Origin of the sequence: Stutzerimonas stutzeri, from assembly GCF_024448715.1 — a bacterium.
Lineage (GTDB): Bacteria > Pseudomonadota > Gammaproteobacteria > Pseudomonadales > Pseudomonadaceae > Stutzerimonas > Stutzerimonas stutzeri_AR.
This window is the reverse complement of sequence record NZ_JAMOHZ010000002.1, coordinates 139673-162426: the sequence shown is the minus strand read 5'-3', so window position 1 is coordinate 162426 and position 22754 is coordinate 139673. Positions and strand designations below refer to the sequence as shown.

Here is a 22754-nt window from a genome sequence, read left to right as displayed (position 1 = left end):
CGTCACGGGACGGGCATTGTAGCGGCTGTTCAGCCCAGCCCGTAGCGCTGCCATGCCTCGGCCGCGCTGAAATTCAGCTGTGCATGGCGTCGGGCGAGCAAGGCGCGGTCCTTGTCGTAGCCGCCGCCGATCACGCCGACCACCGGAATGCCACGACCCAGGCAATGCTCGATCACCGCACTGTCGCGCATCGCCAGGCCTTCGTCGCTGAGGTTGAGCAGACCCAGCGCATCGTCACGGTGTACGTCGACGCCCGCGTCATAGAGCACCAGATCCGGCTGATACAGCGGCAGCAGGTAATTGAGCGTGTCGTCGACTACCTTTAGATAGTCGGCGTCGCCGAGCCCGGCAGCCAGACCGACGTCCCAATCGCTTCGCGCCTTGCGTGTTGGGAAGTTCTTCTCGCAGTGCAGTGAAACCGTTACGGCGTCGGCGATATTTTCGAGAATCCGCGCGGTGCCGTCGCCCTGATGCACGTCGCAATCGAAGATCAGCACGCGACCGACCCGGCCGCTTTCGAGCAGCGACAACGCGATCACCGCCAAATCATTGAAGATGCAGAAGCCCGAAGCGTGATCGTAATGGGCATGGTGCGTGCCGCCGGCCAGATGACAGGCCAGCCCGTGTTTCAACGCGAGTTCCGCAGCCAGCAGCGAGCCGCCCACAGCGCGGACGGTGCGCTGCGCCAATTGCGGACTCCAGGGCAGGCCCAGGCGACGCAGCTCGTCGCGGCTCATGTCGCCACTGCAGTAGCGTTCGACGTACGCCCGATCATGGGCCAGCGCGAGAACATCAATCGGACAAAGTTCAGGGCGCAACAGCGCTTCGTCTGTGGTCAAACCGCTATCGACCAGGTGATCGCGCAGCAGCCGGAATTTCTCCATGGGGAAGCGATGCCCTGGCGGCAGCGGTGGGCTGTAGTCGTCGTGGAACACCAACGGTAAAGACATTGATCGGCGCCCGAATGGTCAGCCGCAAGTATGCCGATTCGGCAGCAAACCCCTCAAGGAAACAGCATGGAAGGACCGATGGAGCGCATTGACCTGGAAACGCCACGCCTGCGACTACGTGGCTGGCGAGACGCTGATCTCGATTCATTGGCGCAAATGTGCGGCGATCCGCTGGTGATGCGTTATTTTCCGGCGCCGCTTTCACGCGACGAAAGTGCGGCAACGATGGCGCGCTGCCGTATACATTTTGCTCGCCACGGCTTCGGTTACTGGGCGCTGGAGCGCAAGGATGACGGGCGCTTCGTCGGTATGACGGGGTTGGCCTGGAGCCGCCTACAATTGGCCTTTTGCCCGGCAGTGGAAATCGGCTGGCGGCTTGCTCATGAATATTGGGGGCAGGGTCTGGCGCGCGAAGCGGCCGGGGCGGCGCTGGCCTGCGCATTCGAGCGGCTACGGCTTCCTGAAGTGGTTGCGTATACCGCTGGGCTCAACGAACCGTCCTGTCAGTTGATGTGCGCGCTCGGCATGCAAAAGGACCCGCTAGGCGACTTCGAGCATCCAGCACTTGCAGAGGGGCATCCGTTGCGCCCCCACGTGTTGTATCGATTACAGCGCGACAATTGGATAGATACGCGACGATAAGCGCAATTGCTGGAGCGCATCCGGAGGAATCCGTAACATTGCCGGCTTGCCCCGTGCCCGTATAAAGGAAGAACCCATGACCGACACACTCGATACCCTGGTGAACCTGCTGTCGCTGGAACGCATCGAGGAAAACCTGTTTCGCGGCGCTAGCCAGGATCTGGGTTTTCCGCAGCTGTTCGGCGGCCAGGTGGTCGGTCAGGCGCTGTCTGCCGCCAGTCAGACGGTCGCGCCGGAACGGCATGTGCATTCGATGCACGGGTATTTTCTTCGTCCCGGCGATTCCCATCTGCCGGTGGTCTACGACGTCGACCGGGTGCGCGACGGCGGCAGTTTCACCACCCGCCGCGTGAGTGCCATTCAGAAAGGCCAGACCATCTTTACGTGCAGTGCCTCGTTCCAGGCGGACGAGACGGGTTTCGAGCATCAGTTGCAGATGCCTGAGGTAGTCGGTCCGGAGAACCTGCTAAGCGAGTGGGAACTGATGCACAAGTTGGCGCCGCTGGTGCCCGAGCGAGTCGCCGAAAAACTGCGTCGGCCCAAGCCCATCGAAATCCGTCCTGTGACATTGCAGGACCCAACCAACCCTCAGCCGATCGAGCCGATCCGTCACGTCTGGTTCCGTGCCGATGGCTCGCTGCCGGAGAATCCGGCGCTGCACAAATATCTGATGGCCTATGCCTCGGACTTCAGCTTCATCGGCACCGCGCTGCAGCCCCACGGTGTCAGTTCGTGGAGCAAGTTTATCCAGCTGGCGAGCCTCGACCATGCGCTCTGGTTCCACCGCGAAGTCCGCGCCGACGACTGGCTGCTATATTCGATGGACAGCCCATGGGCCGGCAACGCCCGCGGATTCGCCCGTGGCAGCATCTTCAACCGCGCCGGCCAATTGGTTGCTTCGGTGGCTCAGGAAGGGCTGATTCGCGTGCGTGAGGACTGGAAGTGAATTTTGCTCAGGCGCGGCATTGGGTGTTCGATATGGACGGCACCCTGACCATCGCCGTGCATGACTTTCCGGCAATCAAGCGGGCGCTGGACATTCCCGAAGACGACGACATCCTTCATCACCTCGCCGCACTGCCGGCTGACGAAGCGGCAGCCAAGCGCGCTTGGCTGCTGGAACACGAACGGGAATTGGCCTACGCCGCCACGCCTGCACCGGGCGCGCTCGAACTGCTACATGCGCTACGTGATCGTGGCTGCCGCCTCGGTGTGCTGACGCGCAATGCTCACGAGCTGGCCTTAGTGACTTTGCAGGCGGTGGGCATGGGCGACTGCTTTGCGTCCGAAGACATCCTCGGCCGTGACGAGGCACCACCCAAACCCGATCCGGGCGGTTTGTTGCACCTCGCCGAAAAATGGTCGGTGCCGCAGCGCGAACTGGTGATGGTGGGGGACTACCGCTTCGATCTCGAATGTGCAAAGGCGGCTGGCGCTCGTGGCGTGCTGGTCAACGTCCCGGAAAATCCTTGGCCCGAGCTGACCGATTTGCATGCCCGTGATTGTGCGGAGCTGCTTCGAAAGATGGGAATCTAGAACAGGGCGAGTATCGGCGTAGTCAGTAGGCCCTGGCTCACCAGCGATCCTGCGGGGGCTGCGTTCGCGAGCAAGCTCGCTCCTAGGAAAGAGTATGGTTGTTGTCTTGTAGGAGCGAGCTTGCTCGCGATTTAAGACGCAGCATCATCGGCATCGTCAGCACGTAACTTCTACGAACAAGCCTGCCGCGCTCATGTACGCAAGCATTTCAGTTCAATAAATCGCCTGATACAGCTTGCGCCGGTAAGTCGTGACCAGCGGGTGGTCGGTGCCCAGCAGGTCGAACACCTGCAGCAGCGTCTTGTGCGGCAGGCCGTCGGCGTAATTGCGATTGCGCACGAACAACTTTAGCAAGCCGTCCAAAGCCGCTTCGTGTTGCTGGCGTGCCAGCTGCTGGATCGCCAGCTGGTAGGCCGCCTCGTCATCTTCGTCGTTCTGCGCCAGACGGCTCTTGAGGTCGGCGACTTCCGGTAGGTCATTGGCTTGGCGAAGGAATGCCAGCTGAGCGCGGGCGCCAGCCAGCGCCTGTTTATGCTCGTCGCCCTTGACCGCGCCGAGCACCGTTTCCGCCTCGCCCAGCTCGCCGCGTTCGGCCAGACAGCGCGCGTAAAGAATCAGCGCGGCAGCGTTCTCGTTGTCCTCGGCGAGGAGCTGCTTGAGCAGGCTTTCAGCCTCACCGATGCGGCCCTCGGCGAACAGCGCCTGGGCAGCTTCCAGCAGATCGGCATCCGGCGCAGCTGGTAGTTGCACGTGGGGTTCGAGCATGGCGCGGATGGCCGACTCCGGTTGAGCTCCGGCGAAACCGTCGACCGGTTGACCGTCCTTGAATAGCACCACGGTTGGCAGGCTGCGCACGCCGAAGCGGGCCACGACATCCTGCTCGATATCGCAGTTGACCTTCGCCAGCAGCAGCTCGCCCTGATACTCCTCGGTGATCTTCGCCAGCAGTGGCATCAGCGCTTTGCAGGGCGCGCACCACTCGGCCCAGAAGTCCACCAGCACCGGCTTGTGAAAGGAGTTTTCCAGCACCAGTTGCTCGAAGTTGGCGCTGCTGACGTCGAAAATGTAAGGGGTCTGGCTCATCGGAGGTCTCGGAATGGGCGCATGCGAATAGAGGCGTGCATGTTAAGTGGGGGCGCGCCGAAGCGGAAGCAAGTGGCGCGAGCCGGTCTTCAGCCGCTCGGCGCCGTCAGCGGCCAGTTCTCCAGCTCGCGGTAGTGCACGCCGTTTTCGGTGTTTTCAGACAGGAAGAGACCGAAGCGTTCCACCGACCATTTGAATGCGGGGGGATTGGCGTCTGGCCGCACCTGCGCCTCGCGCGACAGCGTCACGTGCGGCAGAAAAGGCCGCGAATCGAGGGCGAAACCGTGGACGCAGAGCCCAGCATGCAACTGCTCGACCAGTTGGCTCAACGGTGGCGGTACCTGGCTCGGTATCAGGCAGGTAAAGCCATGGCCGATCGTCTGCAACTGGTCCAGCCGCAGCATGAATGCGTCGGCGCGCAGATGACTGCCGAGCTGCTTCAGGCCGTCCAGCTTCGCAGCCGGCTGGCCGCCGAGAAAGGCCAGCGTGAGGTGCAGGTTGGCCGGCGCGACGGGGCGACCGTCGAAGTGTTGGCTGTCGCGCCAACTACAGATGGCCTCCACTAGCGCGGGCGGGCAGGGGAGCGCGAAGAACAGACGCAGGGGCTTCTCGGTGGTCATGACGTCCTCCTTTGGTGCTCGCCTTATGCAGCAGTGACGAAAGACGCCGACTGCCAGCGGTAGACCTCAGCCGACAGCCAGGGATTTAGCCTCGGCGTGTCTCTCGGCGTGGTAAAGGCTGACCCGGCGGAATTCCGCTGGCTCGGCCAAATCTGGCCAGGTGCATGCATCGAGTATTTCCAGTCGGCTGTACAACGGGTGCTTGAAGTCGCGCACCCGTGAATCTGCAACCAGCGCTTCGCGGCCGCGGCTCAGGAACTGGTCCAGCAGTGGCAGGTTGGCGCGGTCGTAGAGTACGTCGGCGACGATGATTAGGTCGTAGCGATCGGCCTCGGCGAAAAAATCATCGGAATAACTCAACTGGACGCCGTTGAGCTCGGCATTCGCGCGACAAGCAGCCAGGGCCAGTGGATCGAGATCGCACGCGACCACTTCCGCCGCGCCCGCCTTGGCTGCGGCGATCGCCGCGACGCCGGAGCCCGCGCCGAAATCCAACACACGCTTGCCGCGCACCCACTCGGGGCGCTCCGCGATCCAGCGCGACAGCACCAGGCCGCTGGCCCAGCAGAAACACCAATAGGGCGGCTCGTTCAGGATTCGCCGGGTTTCCTCTGGGCTGAAAGCACGGTCCATGTTCGCGGCATCGATCAGCCACAGGCGAATATCGGTGTCAGGCAAGCTCTCGACGCTTAAACGGGCCTCGCCGAGTAGTTCGGCCAGCGCCTTCTGCAGCGCAGCGGGTGGCGTCAAGGTGCGGGTACCAGTCGTAGCGGGCCCAGAGATTGGCTGGCTGGGCTGCTCACGAGCACGGCCGGCAGGCGCATGATCAGCTGCCCGGAGCGGGTTACGCGACCTCGCAGTTCGACCTGTTGGTCCTTAGGGAAATTCTCAGCGTTGAACTTGAGAATGAACGGCAACTCACCGCCACGACCTTTCAATTTCACGTTGCTTAATAAACGATCGGGTTGGTCACGGCGGTTGACTTCCAGCAGGGCCAGTTCGACTTCGCTGTCGGCCGGGACGCCGATCAGGCTGCCATGCAGCTCGTGCATCGGGGTGGTCGCCCGAGGCGGGTCCTCGAAGGTGACAGGCGCGGTGGGGCGCTGGGCCTCCTGGCTCGAACAGCCAGCCAGCAGCAACAGCAAAGCGGGCAAAACAAAGGGGCGTAACCGCACGGACAGCTCCTGAAGATGGCTTTAACACGCGCCTGTATAGCAACAATCCGCTCGATTTGTCTTGCCGACGGGATGCGCTACCATGGCTCTCCCGACGTCTGACAGCTCTAAACCATGCATTGTCCCTTCTGTGGTGCACATGACACCAAAGTCATCGATTCGCGCCTTGTGGCCGAGGGCGATCAGGTGCGCCGCCGCCGTGAATGCCTCGCCTGCGGCGAGCGCTTTACCACCTTCGAAACCGCTGAACTGGTGATGCCGCGGCTGATCAAACAGGACGGCAGCCGCCAGCCGTTCGACGAGGAAAAGCTGCGCGCCGGCATGCAGCGCGCGCTGGAAAAACGTCCGGTCAGCGTCGAGCGCCTGGAAGAAGCGATCGCGCACATCAAACACAGGCTGCGCGCCACGGGTGAACGCGAGATCAAGTCACGGGTGCTGGGCGAGCTGGTGATGGTCGAGCTGCAAAAGCTCGATGAAGTCGCCTATATCCGCTTCGCCTCGGTTTATCGGCGCTTCCAGGACCTCAACGAGTTCCGAGAGGAAATCGAACGTATATCCCGCGAGCCCGCAAAGAGCGAATGAACACGTCCGATCACGCCTGGATGGCTCGCGCGCTGCAATTGGCGCGTAAGGGACTGTATTCGACGCATCCCAATCCCCGCGTCGGCTGTGTGATCGTTGCCGACGGCGAGCTGGTTGGTGAAGGCTGGCATGTGCGTGCTGGCGAGCCACACGCCGAAGTACATGCGCTGCGTCAGGCCGGTGAACGCGCGCGCGGCGCTACCGCTTATGTCACGCTCGAACCTTGCAGCCACCACGGACGGACGCCGCCCTGCGCCGAAGCGTTGGTCACGGCTGGTGTCGCACGCGTAGTCGCTGCCATGCAGGACCCCAATCCGCAGGTGGCCGGCCGCGGTCTGGCTCGGTTACGTAGCGTTGGCATCGAGGTCACCAGCGGCGTACTGGAAAACGAAGTGCGGGCACTGAACGCCGGCTTCGTCAAGCGTATGGAAACCGGTCTGCCTTACCTGCGCGCGAAACTTGCGATGAGCCTCGATGGCCGCACCGCCATGGCCAGTGGCGAAAGCCAATGGATCACCGGCCCGGCAGCTCGTGCGGAGGTGCAGCGCCTGCGTGCACAGTCCAGCGTGGTGCTGACAGGTGCCGACACGGTGCTGGTGGATAATGCACGGCTGACGGTACGTGCCGCTGAGTTGGGGCTGGATAGCGAGCTAACCGCGCTGGCCTTGCAGCGCCCGCCGCTACGCGTGCTGGTCGACGGTCGTTTGCGAGTGCCGCTGGATGCGCCTTTTTTTCAGGCCGGTCCAGCATTGGTGGCGACCTCCGCTACCGGGCGCACCGAGGATTACGTTGCTTCTGGCCACGAGCTATTGACGCTGGCGAGCCCCGATGGCCGCGTGGATCTGCGCGGCCTACTGAGCGAACTGGCCAGTCGTGGAACCAACGAAGTGCTGCTCGAAGCCGGCCCGCGCCTGGCTGGCGCCTTCGCTGCTTTGGGCCTGATCGACGAATACCAGATATTTGTCGCTGCCAAGTTTCTCGGCTCGTCGGCTCGGCCGCTGCTCGACCTGCCACTGGCGCGCATGAGCGAGGCGCGCGAGCTGAAGATTGAGGATATCCGCGCGTTCGGTGATGACTGGCGGATTATCGCCCGTCCGGCTGGCTGACCCCGCGTAGACGACCGAGCACTTTCGGTCATCCGGTACTCAGTTTGCCGGTCGCAACCCGTTGTGATCCAGCTTGGCGCGCCGCTTGTTCGTTCCGAGCACCAGCCGGGCGAGCAGGCTGTCATGGTGAGGGTTGCCGAAGTGAAACAGGGCGGTGGCGCGGAGCATGTTGGGGTCGCATTGGTCGTTGGCATGCAGACTGCGGTAGCCCCAGAACAGATAGAGATTGCCCGGTATCAACTTCAGCCGGATCGGCCGCAACCACCCGCGCCTGACGGCCAACGCAATCATTTTCTGGCTGGCAGTGTTATGCATCAGTGCCTTTTCGATCACGTTACGCAGTGCGTTGAAGCGAACCCGCCGGATGTTCGGGAAGATGATCAGGTCACCACAATGCTCGCCCTCGGTCGGAATGAACAATGGAAGCAGGGCGGTGATCGCTGTCGCGTCGAAGTGGTAGAAATGCGATTGTTTGAGGCCGCTTGTGCCTTGCAGACAGCGAATCACCGGGAAAACCTGTTCGGTTGGTGACGGCTCCTTACCGGTCTGCGCTCGGTAGAGATCAACGAGCATTTCTCTGAGTGGCGCGGAAGCGGCAAGTGTCGCCAGCACGCTGCCGTTCATTGCCTCAATGCCGTGAACGGCGAAATATTCACCCAGGCGGATTTCTGCCTGTTGCTCAATAAAGGCCCGGCCTTGTTCGAGCAGCTCCGGGGACAAGAAATTTTCCAGAACCGCAAAGCCGTTGTCGTCGACTTCGACCGCCCGTTGCGTAGCCGACATATCCATAGCCGTAACCCCTGACATACCCATCCCTCTCGGCACATGTACTGGTCCGGAGCGTGTTCCTGATCGCGGCCTGATCTGCACGGGGGATCGCCAAATTACGAGCTGATCCTGGCTCGGCGTATCGGTACGACGTAATGCCGGAGCGACGTTCCATCCTGATCGTCTTGCTGTCATCGCCTGGACCGTCGCGGCGGCCGCTTCCGTATGGGGCGATGCGATGCTTATGGACAAACAAGCACAACGGGAGTTTCACGTTGCGCTTGAAAGTTGTTTGGACAGCATCGCTGGCTCGGATCGAGCTCGATTATTTTTTCTGCTGCACAGTCAAACGGTCGTTTGCCGGCTGCAGAGCCGGCTCATCTGTGGTAAAAACTGCGCCGGGTCCTAACCGACCCACGTTCTCAGGGCGGGGTGAGATTCCCCACCGGCGGTAATGGCGCTGTCAAGTGTCTAGCCCGCGAGCGCTTGCTCAGGCAAGGTCAGCAGACCCGGTGTGATTCCGGGGCCGACGGTATAGTCCGGATAAAGAGAGAGCGGGATGCCTTGACGGCGCCTTCCGTGCGCGCGTCCACTCCCTATCGATCTGCAGCGCCCTGTTTTATCCAAAACAGGAGTTGGTCATATGCATCGTTTCAACAGCCTTCCACGGGAGGCCGCATGTTCACAGGAATAATCGAGTCCATCGGGACCATTCGTGCGATGACGCCAAAGGGCGGCGACGTCCGTGTGCTGGTCGAAACCGGCAAGCTGGATCTGGCCGACGTCAAGCTCGGCGACAGCATCGCGGTCAATGGCGTCTGCCTGACTGCCGTGGAATTGCCCGGCAATGGATTCTGGGCTGACGTCAGTCGCGAAACCTTGGCCCGTACTGCCTTCGTCGATCTCAAGGCTGGCAGCCGGGTGAACCTGGAAAAGGCCCTGACGCCGTCCAGCCGCCTCGGCGGGCATCTCGTTAGTGGCCATGTCGACGGCGTCGGCGAAGTAGTTGCGCGTGAGGAAAATGCCCGCGCCGTTCAATTCCGCATCCGCGCGCCGCGTGAGTTGGCCAAGTACATCGCGCTTAAAGGTTCGATCACGGTCGACGGCACCAGCCTGACGGTAAATACCGTGAACGGCGCGGAGTTCGAGCTCACCATCGTCCCGCACACGCTGGCCGAAACCATCATGGTCGACTACCGCCCCGGGCGGCAGGTAAATCTGGAAGTGGATCTACTGGCGCGTTATCTGGAGCGCCTGCTGATGGGTGACAAGGCGACCGAGCCGAATGCCTCGGGCCTGACGGAAAGCTTCCTGGCCGAACACGGCTACCTGAATAAATAAGGACTCGGCCACCATGGCTCTGAACACCGCTGAAGAACTGATCGAAGACATCCGCGCTGGCAAGATGGTCATCCTCATGGATGACGAGGATCGCGAGAACGAGGGCGACATCATCGTCGCCTCCGAATGCGTGACCGCCGAGCACATCAACTTCATGGCCCGTTTCGCACGTGGTCTGATCTGCATGCCGATGACTCGCGAGCGTTGCGAACTCCTTCAGCTGCCGCTGATGGCGCCGCGCAATGGCTCCGGGTTCGGCACCAAATTCACCGTATCCATTGAGGCCGCGGTTGGCGTGACCACCGGCATCTCCGCCGCCGACCGCGCGCGCACCGTACAGGCCGCGGTGGCGAAGGATGCCCAGGCCGAGGACATTGTCAGCCCCGGTCACATATTCCCGCTGATGGCTCAGCCCGGCGGCGTACTGGCGCGTGCCGGTCACACCGAAGCCGCCTGTGATCTGGCGCGTATGGCCGGTTTCGAACCGTCCGGCGTGATCTGCGAAATCATGAACGACGACGGCACCATGGCGCGTCGCCCGGAGCTGGAGCTGTTCGCCGAGCAACATGGGCTGAAGATCGGCACCATCGCTGACCTGATCCACTACCGCATGATTCACGAACGCACCGTCGAGCGGGTTTCCGAGCAGCCGCTGGAAACCGAGTTGGGTCAGTTCAAGCTGGTCACCTACCGCGACGGTGTCGAGGATACGGTGCACATGGCGCTGACCCGTGGCGATATTTCGCCGGAGAATCCGACGTTGGTGCGCGTGCATAACATGGAGCCGCTGCGCGATCTGCTGCTGGTGACCGTGCCGGGACGCTGGAGCCTGCGAGCGGCAATGAGCGAAGTGGCCAAAGCCGGTAGCGGCGTGGTGCTGCTGCTGGGCAACCCGCTGACCGGTCCGCAGTTGCTGGCGCAACTCAACCGTCAACAACTGCCGACTCCGGCAACCTACAGCACCGTCGGTGCCGGTTCGCAGATCCTCCGTGACCTCGGCGTGCGCAAGATGCGCCTGATGAGTTCGCCGATGAAGTTCAATGCGATATCCGGCTTTGATCTGGAAGTTGTAGAATACCTGCCTGCCGAATAATCAGAGGCGCCGCGCGAGTCGCGGCGCCTTCGTTCTTTAAAGAGATGAGAAATCACCCATGTCCCTGAAGACCATCGAAGGTACCTTCATCGCCCCGCAGGGCAAATTCGCCCTCGTAGTGGGCCGTTTCAACAGCTTCGTCGTCGAAAGTCTGGTGAGCGGCGCTGTCGATGCGCTGGTGCGCCACGGTATCCCGGAAGACGCCATCACCATCATCCGTGCGCCGGGTGCCTTCGAAATTCCGCTGGTGGCGCAGAAAGTCGCCCAGCAGGGTGAATACGACGCCATCATCGCCCTCGGCGCGGTCATTCGTGGCGGCACTCCGCACTTCGAATACGTCGCCGGCGAATGCACCAAAGGCCTGGCCCAGGTTTCCATGGAGTTCGGCGTGCCGGTCGCCTTCGGCGTGCTGACTGTCGATTCCATCGAGCAGGCAATCGAGCGTTCCGGCACCAAGGCTGGCAACAAGGGCGCCGAAGCCGCGCTCTCCGCTCTGGAAATGGTGAGCCTGCTGGCGCAGCTGGAGGCCAAGTGAGCCTCAATCACGACGACAGCCAGGACGCCCCGCAGCCGAAGGCCAAGGGCAAGATCGCGACGCGCCGCGTCGCGCGCAGCCTGGCGATGCAGGCGCTGTACCAGTGGCACATGGCGGGCCAGAGCTTGAACGAAATCGAGGCGCAGTTTCGCGTCGACAACGATTTTTCCGGCGTCGATGGCAACTATTTTCACGAGCTGCTGACCGGTGTTGCGCGTGCCAAGACCGAAGTCGACGGCGCCATCGTGCCGCACCTCGATCGCCCGCTGGAAGAGCTCGATCCGGTGGAGCTCGCAATCCTGCGTCTGTCCACTTACGAGCTGATGCAGCGCATCGATGTGCCCTACCGCGTGGTGATCAACGAAGGTATCGAGTTGGCGAAAGTGTTCGGGGCAACCGACGGGCATAAGTTCGTCAATGGCGTACTGGACAAGCTGGCACCCAGCCTGCGTAGCGCCGAGGTCAGCGCTCACAAGCGCTGAGCCTGCCCGAGCGATGGGTGAGTTCGAGCTGATCCGCCACTATTTCGCCGCCGCCGCTTGTGCCAGGGCTGGCGGCGATGTCGTGTTGGGTATCGGTGATGATTGCGCCTTGCTGGCGCTTTCGGCTGGTGAGCAACTCACGGTATCTACTGACACCCTGGTCGCTGGAGTACATTTCCCCGACCCTTGCGACCCCTATCTCCTTGGTCAACGCGCGCTCGCTGTATCGACCAGCGATCTTGCCGGGATGGGCGCTACACCGATCGGTTTTACCCTAGCGCTGACGCTTCCTACGGCCGACTCCGGCTGGCTTTCCGAGTTTGCTCGCGGTCTGGACGCGATGGCGACTGGCTGCGCCATGCGCCTGATTGGCGGCGATACCACGCGCGGCCCGCTGAGTATGACGTTGACGGTGTTCGGTCGGGTGCCGGCTGGTGAGGCGCTGGTGCGCAGCGGCGCGCAGCCGGGGGATTTGCTCTGTGTAGGCGGAACTCTTGGCGATGCGGCCGGCGCGCTGCCGATCATATTGGGCGAGCGAAAGCAGGGGACGGCCGAGGCGGCGATATTGCTTCGGCACTACTGGTTGCCACAACCGCAGCTGGCGCTGGGTCAAGCGTTGCGCGGCAAGGCGACTTCGGCGCTGGATATTTCCGATGGTCTATTGGCCGATTGCGGGCATATCGCCACCGCGTCCGGTGTCCTGTTGTGCATCGAACAGGAAAAACTGCCGGTGTCGGATGCGCTGGTGCGGTTCTGCGGGCGCAACCAGGCGCTGCAGTACGGGCTGGCCGGCGGTGATGATTACGTGCTCGCATTTACCTTACCCAGCGATGAGCTGCCTGCATTGCTGGCCGCCGGCTGGCCGATTCACGCGATCGGTCGCGTTGCGACGGGCGATGGCGTGCAGCTGCTGGCTGCCGATGGCAGAGCCATCACGTTCGCCAGTCAGGGTTACAACCATTTCAGTGGCTGAGCGGCTCGATAGCTCCGTCAAAACAGAGAGGACAGCCGCTTGACTGATTCCCTGCAGTCTACTGCCGAGCCGATTCCGCTATCGGTGTGGAGCAATCCCTGGCACAACTTGGCGTTCGGATTGGGCTCCGGAACATTACCCAAAGCGCCCGGCACCTGGGGTTCGCTGCTGGCGCTGGCTTTCGTACCGCTGTGGCAGATGTTGCCGCCTTGGGCTTACGGGCTGTTGATTCTCGCCAGCATGCTGTTCGGGGTCTGGTTGTGCGGCAAGGTTGCCCAGGATCTGGGCGTGCATGATCATGAAGGCATCGTTTGGGACGAATTCGCGGGTATCTGGATCACCTTCTGGCTGGTACCAGAAGGCTGGTACTGGCTGGTGCTTGGATTCGTCGTGTTTCGCCTGCTGGATATCGCCAAGCCATGGCCGATCAGTTGGGTCGATCGCGATGTGCACGGCGGCCTGGGAATCATGCTCGACGATATTCTGGCCGGCTTCGCTGCGTGCGGCCTGATGCATCTTGCGGTGATGTTGCTGAGCTGAGGTTCGACCTGTGCGTCTGATCGCTGTATCGACGATAGGGCTCATGGAAGAATGCCGCTCTGCCTCGTTTCAAGGAAGCCGCCGCCCATGCGTTCCGTTGCCCTCATATTAATTTCTACCTTGTCATTGCTCTCGTTTGCCGGCGCGGCCGCGCCACGGGTTCAGGTGGTCGGGCTATTTCCAGGTGCCGCCGTGGTGAACGTGGATGGTCAGCGCAAATTGGTCCGGGTCGGCCAGGTAGGTCCGGGAGGCGTCGAAGTAGTCAGCGCCGACTCGAGGGGTGCGGTGTTGCGCATCGAGGGTGTCGAGCGTAGTTATGGGCTCAGCCGTGAGCTGAGTGCCGGCTTTGCCGAGCCTGATCGCAGGCAGCTAAGCATCGCCCAGGGGCAGGGCGGCCACTACTGGGTCGCCGGCTCGATCAATGGCCAGCCGGTGCAGTTTCTCGTCGATACCGGCGCCACCTCGGTGGCGATCAATGAAATTCAGGCGCGGCGTCTGGGCATCGATTACCGCGTCGATGGCAAGCAGATGGTAGTCAGTACTGCCAGCGGGACGGCAAAAGCCTGGCGGGTGAATTTCAACAGCGTAAAGGTCGGCGCGATTGATGTGCTGGGCGTCGAAGCCGTGGTAGTCGAAGGCGCGTCGCCGTCCGAGGCGTTGCTCGGAATGAGCTTTCTCGGGAGGGTTAGCTGGCGCGAGGATCAGGGTGTGCTGAAGCTCGAATCCAAAATTTGAAAGTTGAAGGAAAGTCGGTAGCTTGAAGCATCGCTACGGACGAGCTTTGTAATAAATGGCGTATCGGCGAATCCTTGGGCTGGCCTGAGCTTCAAGCTTGTATCTGCTGTTACAATGTCCGCTTTTCCCCTTTCTGGAGTCTCTCCGGTGTCTGTCGTGTTCGTCGCCGCTTCCAAACTGCCGACGCCGTTCGGCGTGTTCACCATGCATGGTTTTCTCGATCAGGACACTGGTAAGGAACATGTCGTACTGACGCTGGGTGATGTCGCAGACGGCAAGCCTGTACTGGGTCGTCTGCATTCAGAATGCCTGACGGGCGATGCTCTGTTCAGTCTGCGCTGCGATTGCGGATTTCAGCTTGAGGCTGCGCTGCGTGCGATTTCCGAAGAAGGACGCGGCGCGCTGCTTTATCTGCGCCAGGAAGGCCGCGGTATCGGCCTGCTGAACAAGATCCGCGCCTACGAACTGCAGGATGCCGGCGCCGACACTGTCGAAGCCAACGAGCGTCTCGGCTTTGCCCCCGACATGCGCGACTACGCGATCTGCCTGCCAATGCTCGAACATTTGGGTATTGCCGAGATCAAGTTGATGACCAATAACCCGCGCAAAGTGAAGGCGTTGCAGGGCTTCGGCATCCGCGTTGCCGAACGCATGCCGCTGGAGGTTGCGCACAACCCGCACAACCGCAAATACCTCGCCACCAAAGCCGGCAAGCTCGGCCATATGCTCGGCGAGATTCACCAGGGCGAAGCCGAGCAGTCGTGAACCGCACTGCCGCGCGCCGCCAGCTGTCACGTGATGGTTGGCTGTATCTGTTATTTATCGTCATACCCGTGTTGATCACCAGCCAGCTTCCCGAACTGGCTGGCCGCCTCGGTGAACGTCTCGCCTTGCCGTTGTTCGTAATCGGCCTTGCTACGCTATTTCTCAATCTGCCCCGTTTTACCGCCTACAAGCATGCGTTGATCGCTACTGAGAAGGTTTTGAGCAGCGATGCCGAGCCCACGGCTTGGACCGTATTGCGTGCCACCCGGCTGCGCGCCTTGCGGGTCGCGGCCTTGCCGGCCTGGCTGGCTGCGATCGGCGCGCCATTCGGACTCGAACCCGTCGCCCAGTTGCTGTTGGTCTGTGGCAGCCTCGCATTGCTGGTGCTTTATCGCGTTCCGCGTCAGTTGCAATGACGCGCGCGCTGCTGCTGTTCGTTGCGTTACTGATTTCGCCTTTGCTGATCGCGGCGGAGCGGGTTGTCAGCCTGGCACCTTCTCTTAGCGAAATCATGTTGGAGCTGGACTCAGCCGATCTGTTGGTCGGCGTGCTCGACGGTGGGCATCGACCGACAGCGCTGACCGGAGTGCCTTCGGTAGGGCGGATCGGTCAGCTGGAAATGGAAAGCCTTCTCGCGCTGCAACCCACCTTGGTACTGCTCTGGCCCGACAGCATCAGCCGCGCGCAACGCGACCAGCTTACGCAATTCGACATTCCGGTGCTCGTTGCGCAACCGACCTCGCTCGAGCAATTGGCTGGGCAGTTCGCGCTGATCGGCGAGCGGGTCGGGCGGGCCGAGCAGGGCCGCAAATTACAGAAGCAGTTCGCCGAGGGCCTGGATCAACTGCGCCAGCGCTATCACCGCGAGCAGCCGCTGGCGGTGTTCTATCAAATCTGGAATCGCCCGCTGTATACAGTCGGCGGGCGGCAAATCATCAGTGACGCTATCGAAGTCTGCGGCGGCCGCAATGTGTTCGCCGATCTTCGTCTGCCGGCGCCGCAGGTCAGCATCGAGTCGGTGCTTTCGCGCAATCCGGACGTGATCTTCGCTGGCAGCGGCGCGCAGTTATCCGAATGGAAGGACTGGCCGCAGCTTGCAGCGGTGCGAAAGGGCCAGCTGTGGGAAGTGCCTGACAAGGGACTGGAGCGGCCGAGCTTCCAGATGCTCGGCGCGATCGAAAAGCTCTGCCGTTTGATGGCTGGAGCGGACCGCTGAACCGGGTCGGTTACCCTGTCCGGTTCAGCGTTGTTCTTGCTTATAAATAAGGCGACCACGTGACCGCGAATAAGACGGTGCGGCCGGCCTCGCGATAAGCGTAGTTCTGCACCGGGTCCATCCAGGACGGGCCGGTGGGGCGGTCATAGGTCGCCAGAGCGTATTCACGGTCGAACAGGTTATTTAGCTTCGCTTCCCAGCGCAGCTCGGCATGGCTTTGCCAACCAGCCCGCAAGTCGACGACGCCGTAGCCGGACAGCTGCCTGGAGTTGGCTGCGTCATCGTAACGGCTGCTCGAAACATGCCAGCTGGCGCCAGCCGAAAGCGCATTGAACGTACGATCCAGGTCGAGACTCAGCGAGCGTTTCGCCCGGCGGGCCAGGGTTCGGCCGCTATCTCGGTCGCGCGGGTCGATCAGGCTGAGGGCCAGGCTGCCCTGCCATCCGAGCAGTTCGCGCGCCACACTTGCCTCGAAGCCGTTGATGCGCGCCTGGGCGATGTTCTCCGGGCGGTTGGCAGCGCCATCCCAGGCAATCATGTCTTCCACGTCGGTGCGATAGAGCGCGACCTCTAGCCGGGCCGGCTCGAAGTCGCCGCGCCATTGCAATTCGTAAGTTTTCGAGGTCTCGGGTGCCAGGTCGGGATTGCCCGCTCCGGGGTAATAGAGATCAGAGAAGGTAGGTGCACGGAAGCCTTCGCCGTAGCTGAGAATCCAACGCTGCGACTCGCCGACTGGCAAGCTGAAGGCCGCATTCAAACTGTTATGGCTGCCGAACTGCTGGTTGTCGTCATGGCGCAAGCCCAGTTCAGTGCCGAAACGATCACCTTGATAGCTGTGCTGGGCGAAGAAGGCCAAGTTGTCGCGGCTGTCCTCTTCGTAGGCGGTGGTTGCGTCGAGGCGGTCTTCGTACCAGTCGCTGCCGAGCGTGAGCTGTTGCCCTCCGGCGAGGTTGATGCGGTTGATCCAAGCAGCGGAGTGGCGCGTAGTTTCAAGCTGCCCGTTGTTCCAATCGCTGGCTGCACCGACCACCTTGTTGCGGTCGAAGCTGCGACCGAGCTCCAGGCGGCTGCTCCAACGTTCGCCCAACTGACCGTCGAGGTAGCCGCTGTAGCTGCTGAGGCGGAACTCGTCTTGCGGAGTGCCAGGAGCGAATTCGTAAGCATCGTCGTATTCGTTCTCGCCGCGTTGGTCGTTGAGGCTAAGGCCGGCTTTCCAGTCGCGGTTTAGCTCATGATCGAGTTTGAGGTGTAGCGCGCGATTACGCTGGCCGTCGTGGTCGCTATCTGCGCCCTGGCCATCACGAGTGATGTCGAAGCCGGCCGTCTCATCGAGACTGGCACCGATATGGACGCGAGTCTGCTCGGTGCCGGTTGATAGATTGAGGCTACGTTGGAATGTCTGGTCGCTTCCGGCCGTCACCCGTATTTCTGGATGCAGACCTGGTTTTCCGCCTCGGGTGAATACCTGAATCACGCCGCCGACGGCGTCTGCGCCGTAGAGTGCCGAGCGTGGGCCACGAATAACCTCCACGCGGTCGATGTTGTCTATCGCTAAATAATCGAGCCGGGCGAAGCCACTGGTCGAAGAAGCGATGCGCTGTCCATCCAGCAGAACCAGGGTTTGCGCCGTTCCGGTGCCGCGCACGGACAGCGACGGCAGCCCTCCGGCGGTGGATATGCTGACACCCGGTACGCGCCGAAGGAGTTCCGGCACGCTACGTGCCTGCAAACGCTCGATGTCATTGCGCGTGAATACAGTATTGGCAGCGATTGCTAGTTCACGCCGTTCGGCCTGGCGCGCTGAGGTGATGACCATGCCTGGCAGCTGATATCCGGCGTCGAGGGTATCGGCCAATACGTGAGCGGTTGGTATAAGCGCAACGGTCAGAGCGAGACGGGAATACTTCATTTTTTTATCGAATCCTCAAAAGAACAGAGCTTTTGAGGAGGGCAGGAACAAGCGACGGGGCGTAGTGACAGGCGACCGCGCTTGACGGTGCTGCCCTCCGCAACACCAGTCGAATCCGTCAGGCCGGTCTCCGGGCTTTCGACGCGCACCGCGCTCGCCTTCCCGTGTCTGGACACAGTGGCGGTTGAGCGGGCGGTGATCCATGGATCACGGTCGATTACCGTTGCGGGGGCAGCGCCGGCCTTGCTCGTTCGAGCGCACCGGCTTCCCGTTTAATGCGGACCTTGCGGTCGTGCACACCTGGGCGGATAGGAAAAACGCGCGAACCTTACGGCCTGGAGTGGTGAAAGACAAGCGATAGAATGGGCGCCTCAGAGCAAGGCGTTGTTGATCAGAGCAGACCGTTTGGGTCTGGATGCGGCTTTCGGCGCTAGTGGATTGGTCCGCTTGGTCAGGATGTGAGCGTAGGGTGGGCCGGGCGGCGGTCCGCTTCAGCCCACCGGCTCAACGTCCGGTTGCGTTCACTATGAACGAGCGCGGCAGTTCAATCAGATGCCCGCCACATAGGGTTGTCAAAGCATTGGTGGGCTGAAGCCCACCCTACACAAACCCTTTACCTACCGAGCATAGTAAAGGCGAGCAACCCGCTTCGCAGCCATCCGTGGCGACGTGATGGCTCTGAGGCTACGCGCCCAAAGCCGCCAGGCGTGCGCGTATCGATGCCTCGATACCCGCGGCGTCCAGCCCGCACTCCGCGAGCATTTCGCTGGGCTTGGCGTGCTCGACGTAATAGTCCGGCAAGCCTAGATGCAGGATGGGCTTCTGCAGGTTTTCAGCGGCGAGAAACTCGCCCACCGCGCTGCCGGCACCGCCTGTGATGCTATTTTCCTCGACGGTCACCAGCAGTTCGTGATCGGCAGCTAGTTGGCGTACCAGAGCCTCATCCAGCGGTTTGACGAAGCGCATGTCGACGACGGTTGCGTCCAGGGTTTCAGCAACCTGGAGGGCTTCCGGCAGTTGCACGCCAAACACCAGCAGGGCAACTCGCTTGCCTTCGCGACGAACCACACCCTTGCCGATTTCCAGCGGTTCGAGGCCGGGCTCGATCATCGCGTTCGGGCCGGTGCCGCGTGGATAACGCACCGCGGCGGGACCTTCGAAGTGATAGCCAGTGGTGAGCATTCGGCGCATCTCGTTCTCGTCGCTCGGGGTCATCACCAGCATGCCGGGGATGCAGCGCAAATAGGTGAGGTCGAAACTGCCGGCGTGGGTTGGGCCGTCTTCGCCGACCAAGCCGGCGCGGTCGATGGCGAACAGCACGTCCAGGTTCTGCACGGCGACGTCATGGATCAGTTGATCGTAGGCACGCTGCAGGAACGTCGAATAGATCGCTACCACCGGTTTGGCGCCTTCACAGGCCATGCCGGCCGCCAATGTCACGGCGTGCTGCTCGGCGATGGCGACATCGAAGTAGCGATCCGGGTAGCGCTCGCTGAAGTCGACCAGGTCGGAGCCTTCCTTCATGGCCGGAGTAATGCCTGCCAAGCGCGGATCAGCGGCGGCCATGTCGCATAGCCATTGACCGAAGACGTTGGAGTATTTCGGGCCGCTGGGCTTTTTAGGGGCCGCTGGAGCGCCGACGGGTTCCAGCTTGCTAATGGCATGCCAGGTAATCGGATCGACTTCCGCCGGGGCGAAGCCTTTGCCCTTCTTGGTCACCACGTGCAGAAACTGCGGCCCGGAGAGGTCGCGCATGTTGCGCAGGGTGGCGATCAGGGTCGGTAGGTCGTGGCCATCGATGGGGCCGATGTAGTTCCAGCCAAGCTCCTCGAAAAGCGTGCCGGGGACCAACATGCCCTTGGCATATTCCTCGGTGCGGCGGGCGATTTCCCAGGCGCCTGGCAGACGCGACAGGACCTTCTTACTGCCCTCGCGCATGCTCGAGTAGGTGCGGCTGGAGAGGATCTTGGCGAGATAGTTGGACAGACCGCCAACGTTGCGCGAGATCGACATGTCGTTGTCGTTGAGCACGACCAGCATGTCGGCGCCGACTTCAGGGGCGTGGTTCAGGGCCTCGAAGGCCATGCCGGCGGTGAGCGCGCCGTCGCCGATCACGGCGATCGACTTGCGCTTTTTCCCCTGCAGGCGAGCAGCGATGGCCATACCCAGGGCGGCACTGATCGAGGTGCTGGAATGGCCGACGCCAAAGGTGTCGTACTCGCTTTCGCTGCGGCGCGGAAAGGCTGCCAGACCGTCTTTCTGGCGCAGGCTGGCCATGCGTTCGCGGCGACCGGTGAGGATCTTGTGTGGATAGGCTTGATGGCCGACGTCCCAGACCAGACGGTCGCCGGGCGTGTCGTAAACGTAGTGCAGGGCGATGGTCAGCTCGATTACGCCGAGCCCGGCGCCGAAGTGTCCGCCGGTGCGGCCTACGCTATAAAGCAAGTCCTGCCGCAGTTCGTTGGCGAGTTCTTCAAGTTCCGCTTCGCCCAGCCGGCGCAGTTGCTCGGGAGTGGCCGCGCGATCTAGAACGGGCGTCGCAGGGCGGACCCGAGGAATCTCATGGAACGTCTTGGGCATCGAACGAGTCGTTTTGGCTGAAAAAAGAGCCGCAGTTTACCCGATGGTTACAGCGAGAAGAACGACTCAAGCATCAACGGTTGCCGCCAGGTCGTGCCAGCGCAACGATCCGTGTGGCTCAGTTGCGGCGTTCGACGATAAAGCGGGCCAGCTGGCGCAACGGTTCGGCGCTTCTACCGAAGGAAACGACGGCTTCGAGTGCAAGATCGCGCAACTCCACTGCATAGGCCTTTGCCGCGTCCATGCCGAGCAGCGCGGGGTAGGTGGGTTTGTCGCGGGCGATATCGGCGCCTTGGTGTTTGCCTAGAGTGGCGGTGTCGCTTTCCACGTCGAGAATGTCGTCCTGCACCTGAAAGGCCAGACCGATTGCCTGCGCGTATTGCTGCAGAGCGGCCAGCTTGTCGGCATCGGCACGGCCGCTGGCGAGGGCGCCGAGACGAACGCTGGCCTCGATCAGCGCGCCGGTTTTGTGCCGATGCATCAGTTCCAACGCGCTGCGGTCGAGCTTGCGGCCCACCGAACCCAGGTCGATGGCCTGCCCACCGACCATACCGGCCGGGCCGGCTGCGCGAGCGAGGCTGATAACCATCTCCAGGCGCAGCGCGGGGTCCTGCGGATTGCGTACATCGGCTGCCAGCGCTTCGAACGCAAGGCTTTGCAGGCCATCGCCGGCAAGGATCGCGCAGGCTTCGTCGAAGGCCTTGTGCGTCGTCGGCTGGCCGCGGCGCAGATCGTCGTCGTCCATGGCCGGCAGGTCATCGTGAACCAGCGAATAGGCGTGGATCAGCTCGACGGCGCAGGCTGCGCCATCGGCCTGTGCACTGTCTCCTTCAAGCGCCTCGCAGGCGGCATAGACCAGCAGCGGGCGCACGCGCTTGCCACCGTTCATGACGCTGTAGCGCATGGCTTGGTAAAGGCGTTCGAGTTGCGGGCGGGGGGGGGCGAAGAGCGTCTCGAGGCAGTTGTCGACGCGTTGCTGACAGTGTTTCTGGTAGTCGCCGATCATGCTTCGGGATCCACCTCGAACGGCGCTTCTTGCAGCTTGCCGTCGCGTTCGAGCAGGATCTGTACTTTCTGTTCGGCCTGGCTGAGCGCGGCCTGACAGTCGCGGGTCAAGCCGATTCCCTGTTCGAAACAGGTCAGCGAGTCTTCCAGCGACAGCTCGCCGCTTTCCAGACGCTCGACCAGCTGTTGCAGCTCGGCGAGGGATTGTTCGAAATCGAGGGCGACTTTCTTGCGGGCCATGGCGGAACCTGTTCTTTGCGGCGGCTGTAAAACGGTCGCGACACTAGCAGAGCTGGGCGGCATAAGCCATACACCAAGCGGGCTACGCGCCTGTCGGTTACCGCCAGTAAACCGCCTGGAAGTAATAGAGCGTCATGAAGCTGCCAACCAGGATGACGAAGACCCGCAACCAATTGGCGGGTAGCTTCTTGCTCAGCGCGCCGCCAGCGTAGCCGCCGAGCGCGGTGCCGATCAGCAGGATCGCCAGTTCGTACCCGCTCACCCGACCGGCGATGATGAAGGTGGCCGTGGCGACGCTGTAGATCACGGCCGATATAAGGTTCTTCAGCGCGTTGGCGCGAACCAACTGATGACCTTCGATGGAAAATGCCGCCAACTGCAAAATGCCCATGCCTGCACCGAAATAACCACCGTAGATCGAAACCAGGCCATGTGCGGCGAGCGATGCCGGAGCGTGCGGAGGCACTGCGTTTTCTTCCTTGCGCCGTGCCGCCAGCCAGCGGCTCAGCCAGGGACTTGCGGCGAACAGTGCGGTGGCGAGCAGCAGCAACCAGGGGATCAGCAGGCTGAACACGTCGTCGCCGCTGGCCAGCAATAACAGACCACCGAGCAGGCCGCCGCCCAATCCGGCCAGCAACAGTGGGATCAAATAGCGGCCCAGCGGACGCAGCGCCGAGCGCGCGGCCCAGGCGGCGGCGACGCTGGCGGGCCAGAGCGCCACGGCGTTGGTCGCGTTCGCCGTGACCGGAGGAAGACCCGTTGCCAGCAGCGCAGGGAAGGAGAAGAAGGTACCGCCGCCCGCCAGGGCATTCATTCCACCCGCTGCGAAACCGGCGGCGATGAGCAGCAATATGTCGAACAGGGGCATCGGATGGGCT

The 22754-nt window shown here is 62.2% G+C and carries 26 protein-coding genes and 2 riboswitches; of the genes, 15 read left to right on the top strand and 11 right to left on the bottom strand.

The window, feature by feature from the left end:
* Nucleotides 1-29: 29 nt before the first annotated feature.
* The gene (locus tag NAV33_RS04250; protein WP_255977313.1) at nucleotides 30-950 is read right to left on the bottom strand and encodes a histone deacetylase family protein; all 921 of its coding nucleotides are present in this window, start codon (nucleotides 948-950) and stop codon (nucleotides 30-32) included.
* A 78-nt stretch (nucleotides 951-1028) separates the two neighbouring features.
* On the opposite strand from NAV33_RS04250, the gene NAV33_RS04245 reads away from it, so the two are divergent.
* The 3 genes from NAV33_RS04245 (at nucleotide 1029) to NAV33_RS04235 (ending at nucleotide 3128) form a co-directional block, all read left to right on the top strand.
* Nucleotides 1029-1592: a GNAT family N-acetyltransferase gene (locus NAV33_RS04245; protein WP_255978151.1), complete on the top strand. Its 564-nt coding sequence runs from the start codon at nucleotides 1029-1031 to the stop codon at nucleotides 1590-1592.
* Between the two features lie 76 nt (nucleotides 1593-1668).
* Nucleotides 1669-2538 carry an acyl-CoA thioesterase II gene (gene tesB, locus NAV33_RS04240; protein ID WP_255977311.1) on the top strand — a complete coding sequence of 290 codons (870 nt, stop codon included), beginning with the start codon at nucleotides 1669-1671 and terminating at the stop codon, nucleotides 2536-2538.
* A 32-nt stretch (nucleotides 2539-2570) separates the two neighbouring features.
* The gene (locus tag NAV33_RS04235; RefSeq protein ID WP_272887239.1) at nucleotides 2571-3128 is read left to right on the top strand and encodes an HAD family hydrolase; all 558 of its coding nucleotides are present in this window, start codon (nucleotides 2571-2573) and stop codon (nucleotides 3126-3128) included.
* 213 nt (nucleotides 3129-3341) lie between these two features.
* On the opposite strand, the gene trxA is transcribed toward NAV33_RS04235, so the two are convergent.
* From trxA to NAV33_RS04215, 4 genes are all read right to left on the bottom strand, one after another.
* Nucleotides 3342-4211, bottom strand: a complete 870-nt coding sequence (trxA, locus tag NAV33_RS04230) for a thioredoxin (protein WP_255977306.1) — start codon at nucleotides 4209-4211, stop codon at nucleotides 3342-3344.
* An 89-nt stretch (nucleotides 4212-4300) separates the two neighbouring features.
* Nucleotides 4301-4831 carry an RNA 2',3'-cyclic phosphodiesterase gene (gene thpR / locus NAV33_RS04225; protein ID WP_255977304.1) on the bottom strand — a complete coding sequence of 177 codons (531 nt, stop codon included), beginning with the start codon at nucleotides 4829-4831 and terminating at the stop codon, nucleotides 4301-4303.
* 66 nt (nucleotides 4832-4897) lie between these two features.
* A complete protein-coding gene (locus tag NAV33_RS04220; protein ID WP_255977302.1) occupies nucleotides 4898-5581 on the bottom strand; it encodes a class I SAM-dependent methyltransferase in 684 nt (227 codons plus the stop codon).
* Nucleotides 5578-6006, bottom strand: coding sequence for a YbaY family lipoprotein (locus NAV33_RS04215; protein WP_255977300.1), 429 nt, complete (start codon nucleotides 6004-6006; stop codon nucleotides 5578-5580). The genes NAV33_RS04220 and NAV33_RS04215 overlap by 4 nt, the downstream gene beginning before the upstream one ends.
* 114 nt (nucleotides 6007-6120) lie before the next feature.
* Between NAV33_RS04215 and nrdR the strand changes: the two genes are divergently transcribed.
* On the top strand, nucleotides 6121-6588 hold the full coding sequence (gene nrdR / locus NAV33_RS04210) for a transcriptional regulator NrdR (protein ID WP_255977298.1): 468 nt from the start codon (nucleotides 6121-6123) through the stop codon (nucleotides 6586-6588).
* On the top strand, nucleotides 6585-7694 hold the full coding sequence (ribD, locus tag NAV33_RS04205; RefSeq protein WP_255977295.1) for a bifunctional diaminohydroxyphosphoribosylaminopyrimidine deaminase/5-amino-6-(5-phosphoribosylamino)uracil reductase RibD: 1110 nt from the start codon (nucleotides 6585-6587) through the stop codon (nucleotides 7692-7694). The genes nrdR and ribD overlap by 4 nt, the downstream gene beginning before the upstream one ends.
* 39 nt (nucleotides 7695-7733) lie before the next feature.
* Here ribD and NAV33_RS04200 read toward each other — a convergent pair whose 3' ends face one another.
* On the bottom strand, nucleotides 7734-8477 hold the full coding sequence (locus NAV33_RS04200; RefSeq protein ID WP_255977293.1) for a hypothetical protein: 744 nt from the start codon (nucleotides 8475-8477) through the stop codon (nucleotides 7734-7736).
* A gap of 399 nt (nucleotides 8478-8876) precedes the next feature.
* Nucleotides 8877-9022, top strand: a riboswitch (FMN riboswitch).
* 118 nt (nucleotides 9023-9140) lie between these two features.
* On the opposite strand from NAV33_RS04200, the gene NAV33_RS04195 reads away from it, so the two are divergent.
* From NAV33_RS04195 to NAV33_RS04150, 10 genes are all read left to right on the top strand, one after another.
* On the top strand, nucleotides 9141-9803 hold the full coding sequence (locus tag NAV33_RS04195; RefSeq protein WP_255977292.1) for a riboflavin synthase: 663 nt from the start codon (nucleotides 9141-9143) through the stop codon (nucleotides 9801-9803).
* 13 nt (nucleotides 9804-9816) lie between these two features.
* Entirely contained in the window at nucleotides 9817-10896 is a 1080-nt protein-coding gene (gene ribBA / locus NAV33_RS04190) for a bifunctional 3,4-dihydroxy-2-butanone-4-phosphate synthase/GTP cyclohydrolase II (RefSeq protein WP_255977290.1), read from the top strand.
* Nucleotides 10897-10954: 58 nt separating this feature from the next.
* A complete protein-coding gene (gene ribE, locus NAV33_RS04185; protein WP_255977288.1) occupies nucleotides 10955-11431 on the top strand; it encodes a 6,7-dimethyl-8-ribityllumazine synthase in 477 nt (158 codons plus the stop codon).
* Nucleotides 11428-11913 carry a transcription antitermination factor NusB gene (nusB, locus tag NAV33_RS04180; RefSeq protein ID WP_255977286.1) on the top strand — a complete coding sequence of 162 codons (486 nt, stop codon included), beginning with the start codon at nucleotides 11428-11430 and terminating at the stop codon, nucleotides 11911-11913. The genes ribE and nusB overlap by 4 nt, the downstream gene beginning before the upstream one ends.
* A 13-nt stretch (nucleotides 11914-11926) precedes the next feature.
* Nucleotides 11927-12886 carry a thiamine-phosphate kinase gene (gene thiL / locus NAV33_RS04175; protein WP_255977284.1) on the top strand — a complete coding sequence of 320 codons (960 nt, stop codon included), beginning with the start codon at nucleotides 11927-11929 and terminating at the stop codon, nucleotides 12884-12886.
* 39 nt (nucleotides 12887-12925) lie between these two features.
* The gene (locus NAV33_RS04170) at nucleotides 12926-13426 is read left to right on the top strand and encodes a phosphatidylglycerophosphatase A family protein (RefSeq protein WP_255977282.1); all 501 of its coding nucleotides are present in this window, start codon (nucleotides 12926-12928) and stop codon (nucleotides 13424-13426) included.
* Between the two features lie 87 nt (nucleotides 13427-13513).
* Complete coding sequence (locus NAV33_RS04165; protein WP_255977281.1) at nucleotides 13514-14161, top strand: retropepsin-like aspartic protease family protein; 648 nt, start codon at nucleotides 13514-13516, stop codon at nucleotides 14159-14161.
* Nucleotides 14162-14308: 147 nt separating this feature from the next.
* Nucleotides 14309-14926, top strand: a complete 618-nt coding sequence (gene ribA / locus NAV33_RS04160) for a GTP cyclohydrolase II (protein ID WP_255977279.1) — start codon at nucleotides 14309-14311, stop codon at nucleotides 14924-14926.
* The gene (locus NAV33_RS04155; protein ID WP_255977277.1) at nucleotides 14923-15342 is read left to right on the top strand and encodes a hypothetical protein; all 420 of its coding nucleotides are present in this window, start codon (nucleotides 14923-14925) and stop codon (nucleotides 15340-15342) included. Before ribA ends, NAV33_RS04155 begins: the two co-directional genes overlap by 4 nt.
* On the top strand, nucleotides 15339-16142 hold the full coding sequence (locus NAV33_RS04150; RefSeq protein WP_255977275.1) for a cobalamin-binding protein: 804 nt from the start codon (nucleotides 15339-15341) through the stop codon (nucleotides 16140-16142). Before NAV33_RS04155 ends, NAV33_RS04150 begins: the two co-directional genes overlap by 4 nt.
* 40 nt (nucleotides 16143-16182) lie before the next feature.
* Here NAV33_RS04150 and NAV33_RS04145 read toward each other — a convergent pair whose 3' ends face one another.
* The 5 genes from NAV33_RS04145 to NAV33_RS04125 all read right to left on the bottom strand — a co-directional run bounded on the left by NAV33_RS04145 (nucleotide 16183) and on the right by NAV33_RS04125 (nucleotide 22744).
* A complete protein-coding gene (locus NAV33_RS04145; protein WP_255977273.1) occupies nucleotides 16183-18051 on the bottom strand; it encodes a TonB-dependent receptor domain-containing protein in 1869 nt (622 codons plus the stop codon).
* Nucleotides 18052-18155: 104 nt separating this feature from the next.
* Nucleotides 18156-18371, bottom strand: a riboswitch (cobalamin riboswitch).
* A gap of 364 nt (nucleotides 18372-18735) precedes the next feature.
* Nucleotides 18736-20631 carry a 1-deoxy-D-xylulose-5-phosphate synthase gene (gene dxs / locus NAV33_RS04140; protein ID WP_255977271.1) on the bottom strand — a complete coding sequence of 632 codons (1896 nt, stop codon included), beginning with the start codon at nucleotides 20629-20631 and terminating at the stop codon, nucleotides 18736-18738.
* Between the two features lie 118 nt (nucleotides 20632-20749).
* On the bottom strand, nucleotides 20750-21637 hold the full coding sequence (locus NAV33_RS04135) for a polyprenyl synthetase family protein (protein ID WP_255977269.1): 888 nt from the start codon (nucleotides 21635-21637) through the stop codon (nucleotides 20750-20752).
* Nucleotides 21634-21876, bottom strand: coding sequence for an exodeoxyribonuclease VII small subunit (locus NAV33_RS04130; protein ID WP_102837024.1), 243 nt, complete (start codon nucleotides 21874-21876; stop codon nucleotides 21634-21636). The genes NAV33_RS04135 and NAV33_RS04130 overlap by 4 nt, the downstream gene beginning before the upstream one ends.
* Before the next feature lie 97 nt (nucleotides 21877-21973).
* Entirely contained in the window at nucleotides 21974-22744 is a 771-nt protein-coding gene (locus tag NAV33_RS04125; protein WP_255977266.1) for a sulfite exporter TauE/SafE family protein, read from the bottom strand.
* Nucleotides 22745-22754 lie beyond the last annotated feature (10 nt).

Coding starts and splice junctions, on each gene's coding strand:
- NAV33_RS04250 (WP_255977313.1), bottom strand. CDS start 950: ATGTCTTTACCGTTGGTGTTCCACGACGACTACAGCCCACCGCTGCCG.
- NAV33_RS04245 (WP_255978151.1), top strand. CDS start 1,029: ATGGAGCGCATTGACCTGGAAACGCCACGCCTGCGACTACGTGGCTGG.
- tesB (WP_255977311.1), top strand. CDS start 1,669: ATGACCGACACACTCGATACCCTGGTGAACCTGCTGTCGCTGGAACGC.
- NAV33_RS04235 (WP_272887239.1), top strand. CDS start 2,571: ATGGACGGCACCCTGACCATCGCCGTGCATGACTTTCCGGCAATCAAG.
- trxA (WP_255977306.1), bottom strand. CDS start 4,211: ATGAGCCAGACCCCTTACATTTTCGACGTCAGCAGCGCCAACTTCGAG.
- thpR (WP_255977304.1), bottom strand. CDS start 4,831: ATGACCACCGAGAAGCCCCTGCGTCTGTTCTTCGCGCTCCCCTGCCCG.
- nrdR (WP_255977298.1), top strand. CDS start 6,121: ATGCATTGTCCCTTCTGTGGTGCACATGACACCAAAGTCATCGATTCG.
- ribD (WP_255977295.1), top strand. CDS start 6,585: ATGAACACGTCCGATCACGCCTGGATGGCTCGCGCGCTGCAATTGGCG.
- NAV33_RS04200 (WP_255977293.1), bottom strand. CDS start 8,477: ATGTCGGCTACGCAACGGGCGGTCGAAGTCGACGACAACGGCTTTGCG.
- NAV33_RS04195 (WP_255977292.1), top strand. CDS start 9,141: ATGTTCACAGGAATAATCGAGTCCATCGGGACCATTCGTGCGATGACG.
- ribBA (WP_255977290.1), top strand. CDS start 9,817: ATGGCTCTGAACACCGCTGAAGAACTGATCGAAGACATCCGCGCTGGC.
- ribE (WP_255977288.1), top strand. CDS start 10,955: ATGTCCCTGAAGACCATCGAAGGTACCTTCATCGCCCCGCAGGGCAAA.
- thiL (WP_255977284.1), top strand. CDS start 11,927: ATGGGTGAGTTCGAGCTGATCCGCCACTATTTCGCCGCCGCCGCTTGT.
- NAV33_RS04165 (WP_255977281.1), top strand. CDS start 13,514: ATGCGTTCCGTTGCCCTCATATTAATTTCTACCTTGTCATTGCTCTCG.
- NAV33_RS04150 (WP_255977275.1), top strand. CDS start 15,339: ATGACGCGCGCGCTGCTGCTGTTCGTTGCGTTACTGATTTCGCCTTTG.
- NAV33_RS04145 (WP_255977273.1), bottom strand. CDS start 18,051: ATGAAGTATTCCCGTCTCGCTCTGACCGTTGCGCTTATACCAACCGCT.
- dxs (WP_255977271.1), bottom strand. CDS start 20,631: ATGCCCAAGACGTTCCATGAGATTCCTCGGGTCCGCCCTGCGACGCCC.
- NAV33_RS04135 (WP_255977269.1), bottom strand. CDS start 21,637: ATGATCGGCGACTACCAGAAACACTGTCAGCAACGCGTCGACAACTGC.
- NAV33_RS04130 (WP_102837024.1), bottom strand. CDS start 21,876: ATGGCCCGCAAGAAAGTCGCCCTCGATTTCGAACAATCCCTCGCCGAG.
- NAV33_RS04125 (WP_255977266.1), bottom strand. CDS start 22,744: ATGCCCCTGTTCGACATATTGCTGCTCATCGCCGCCGGTTTCGCAGCG.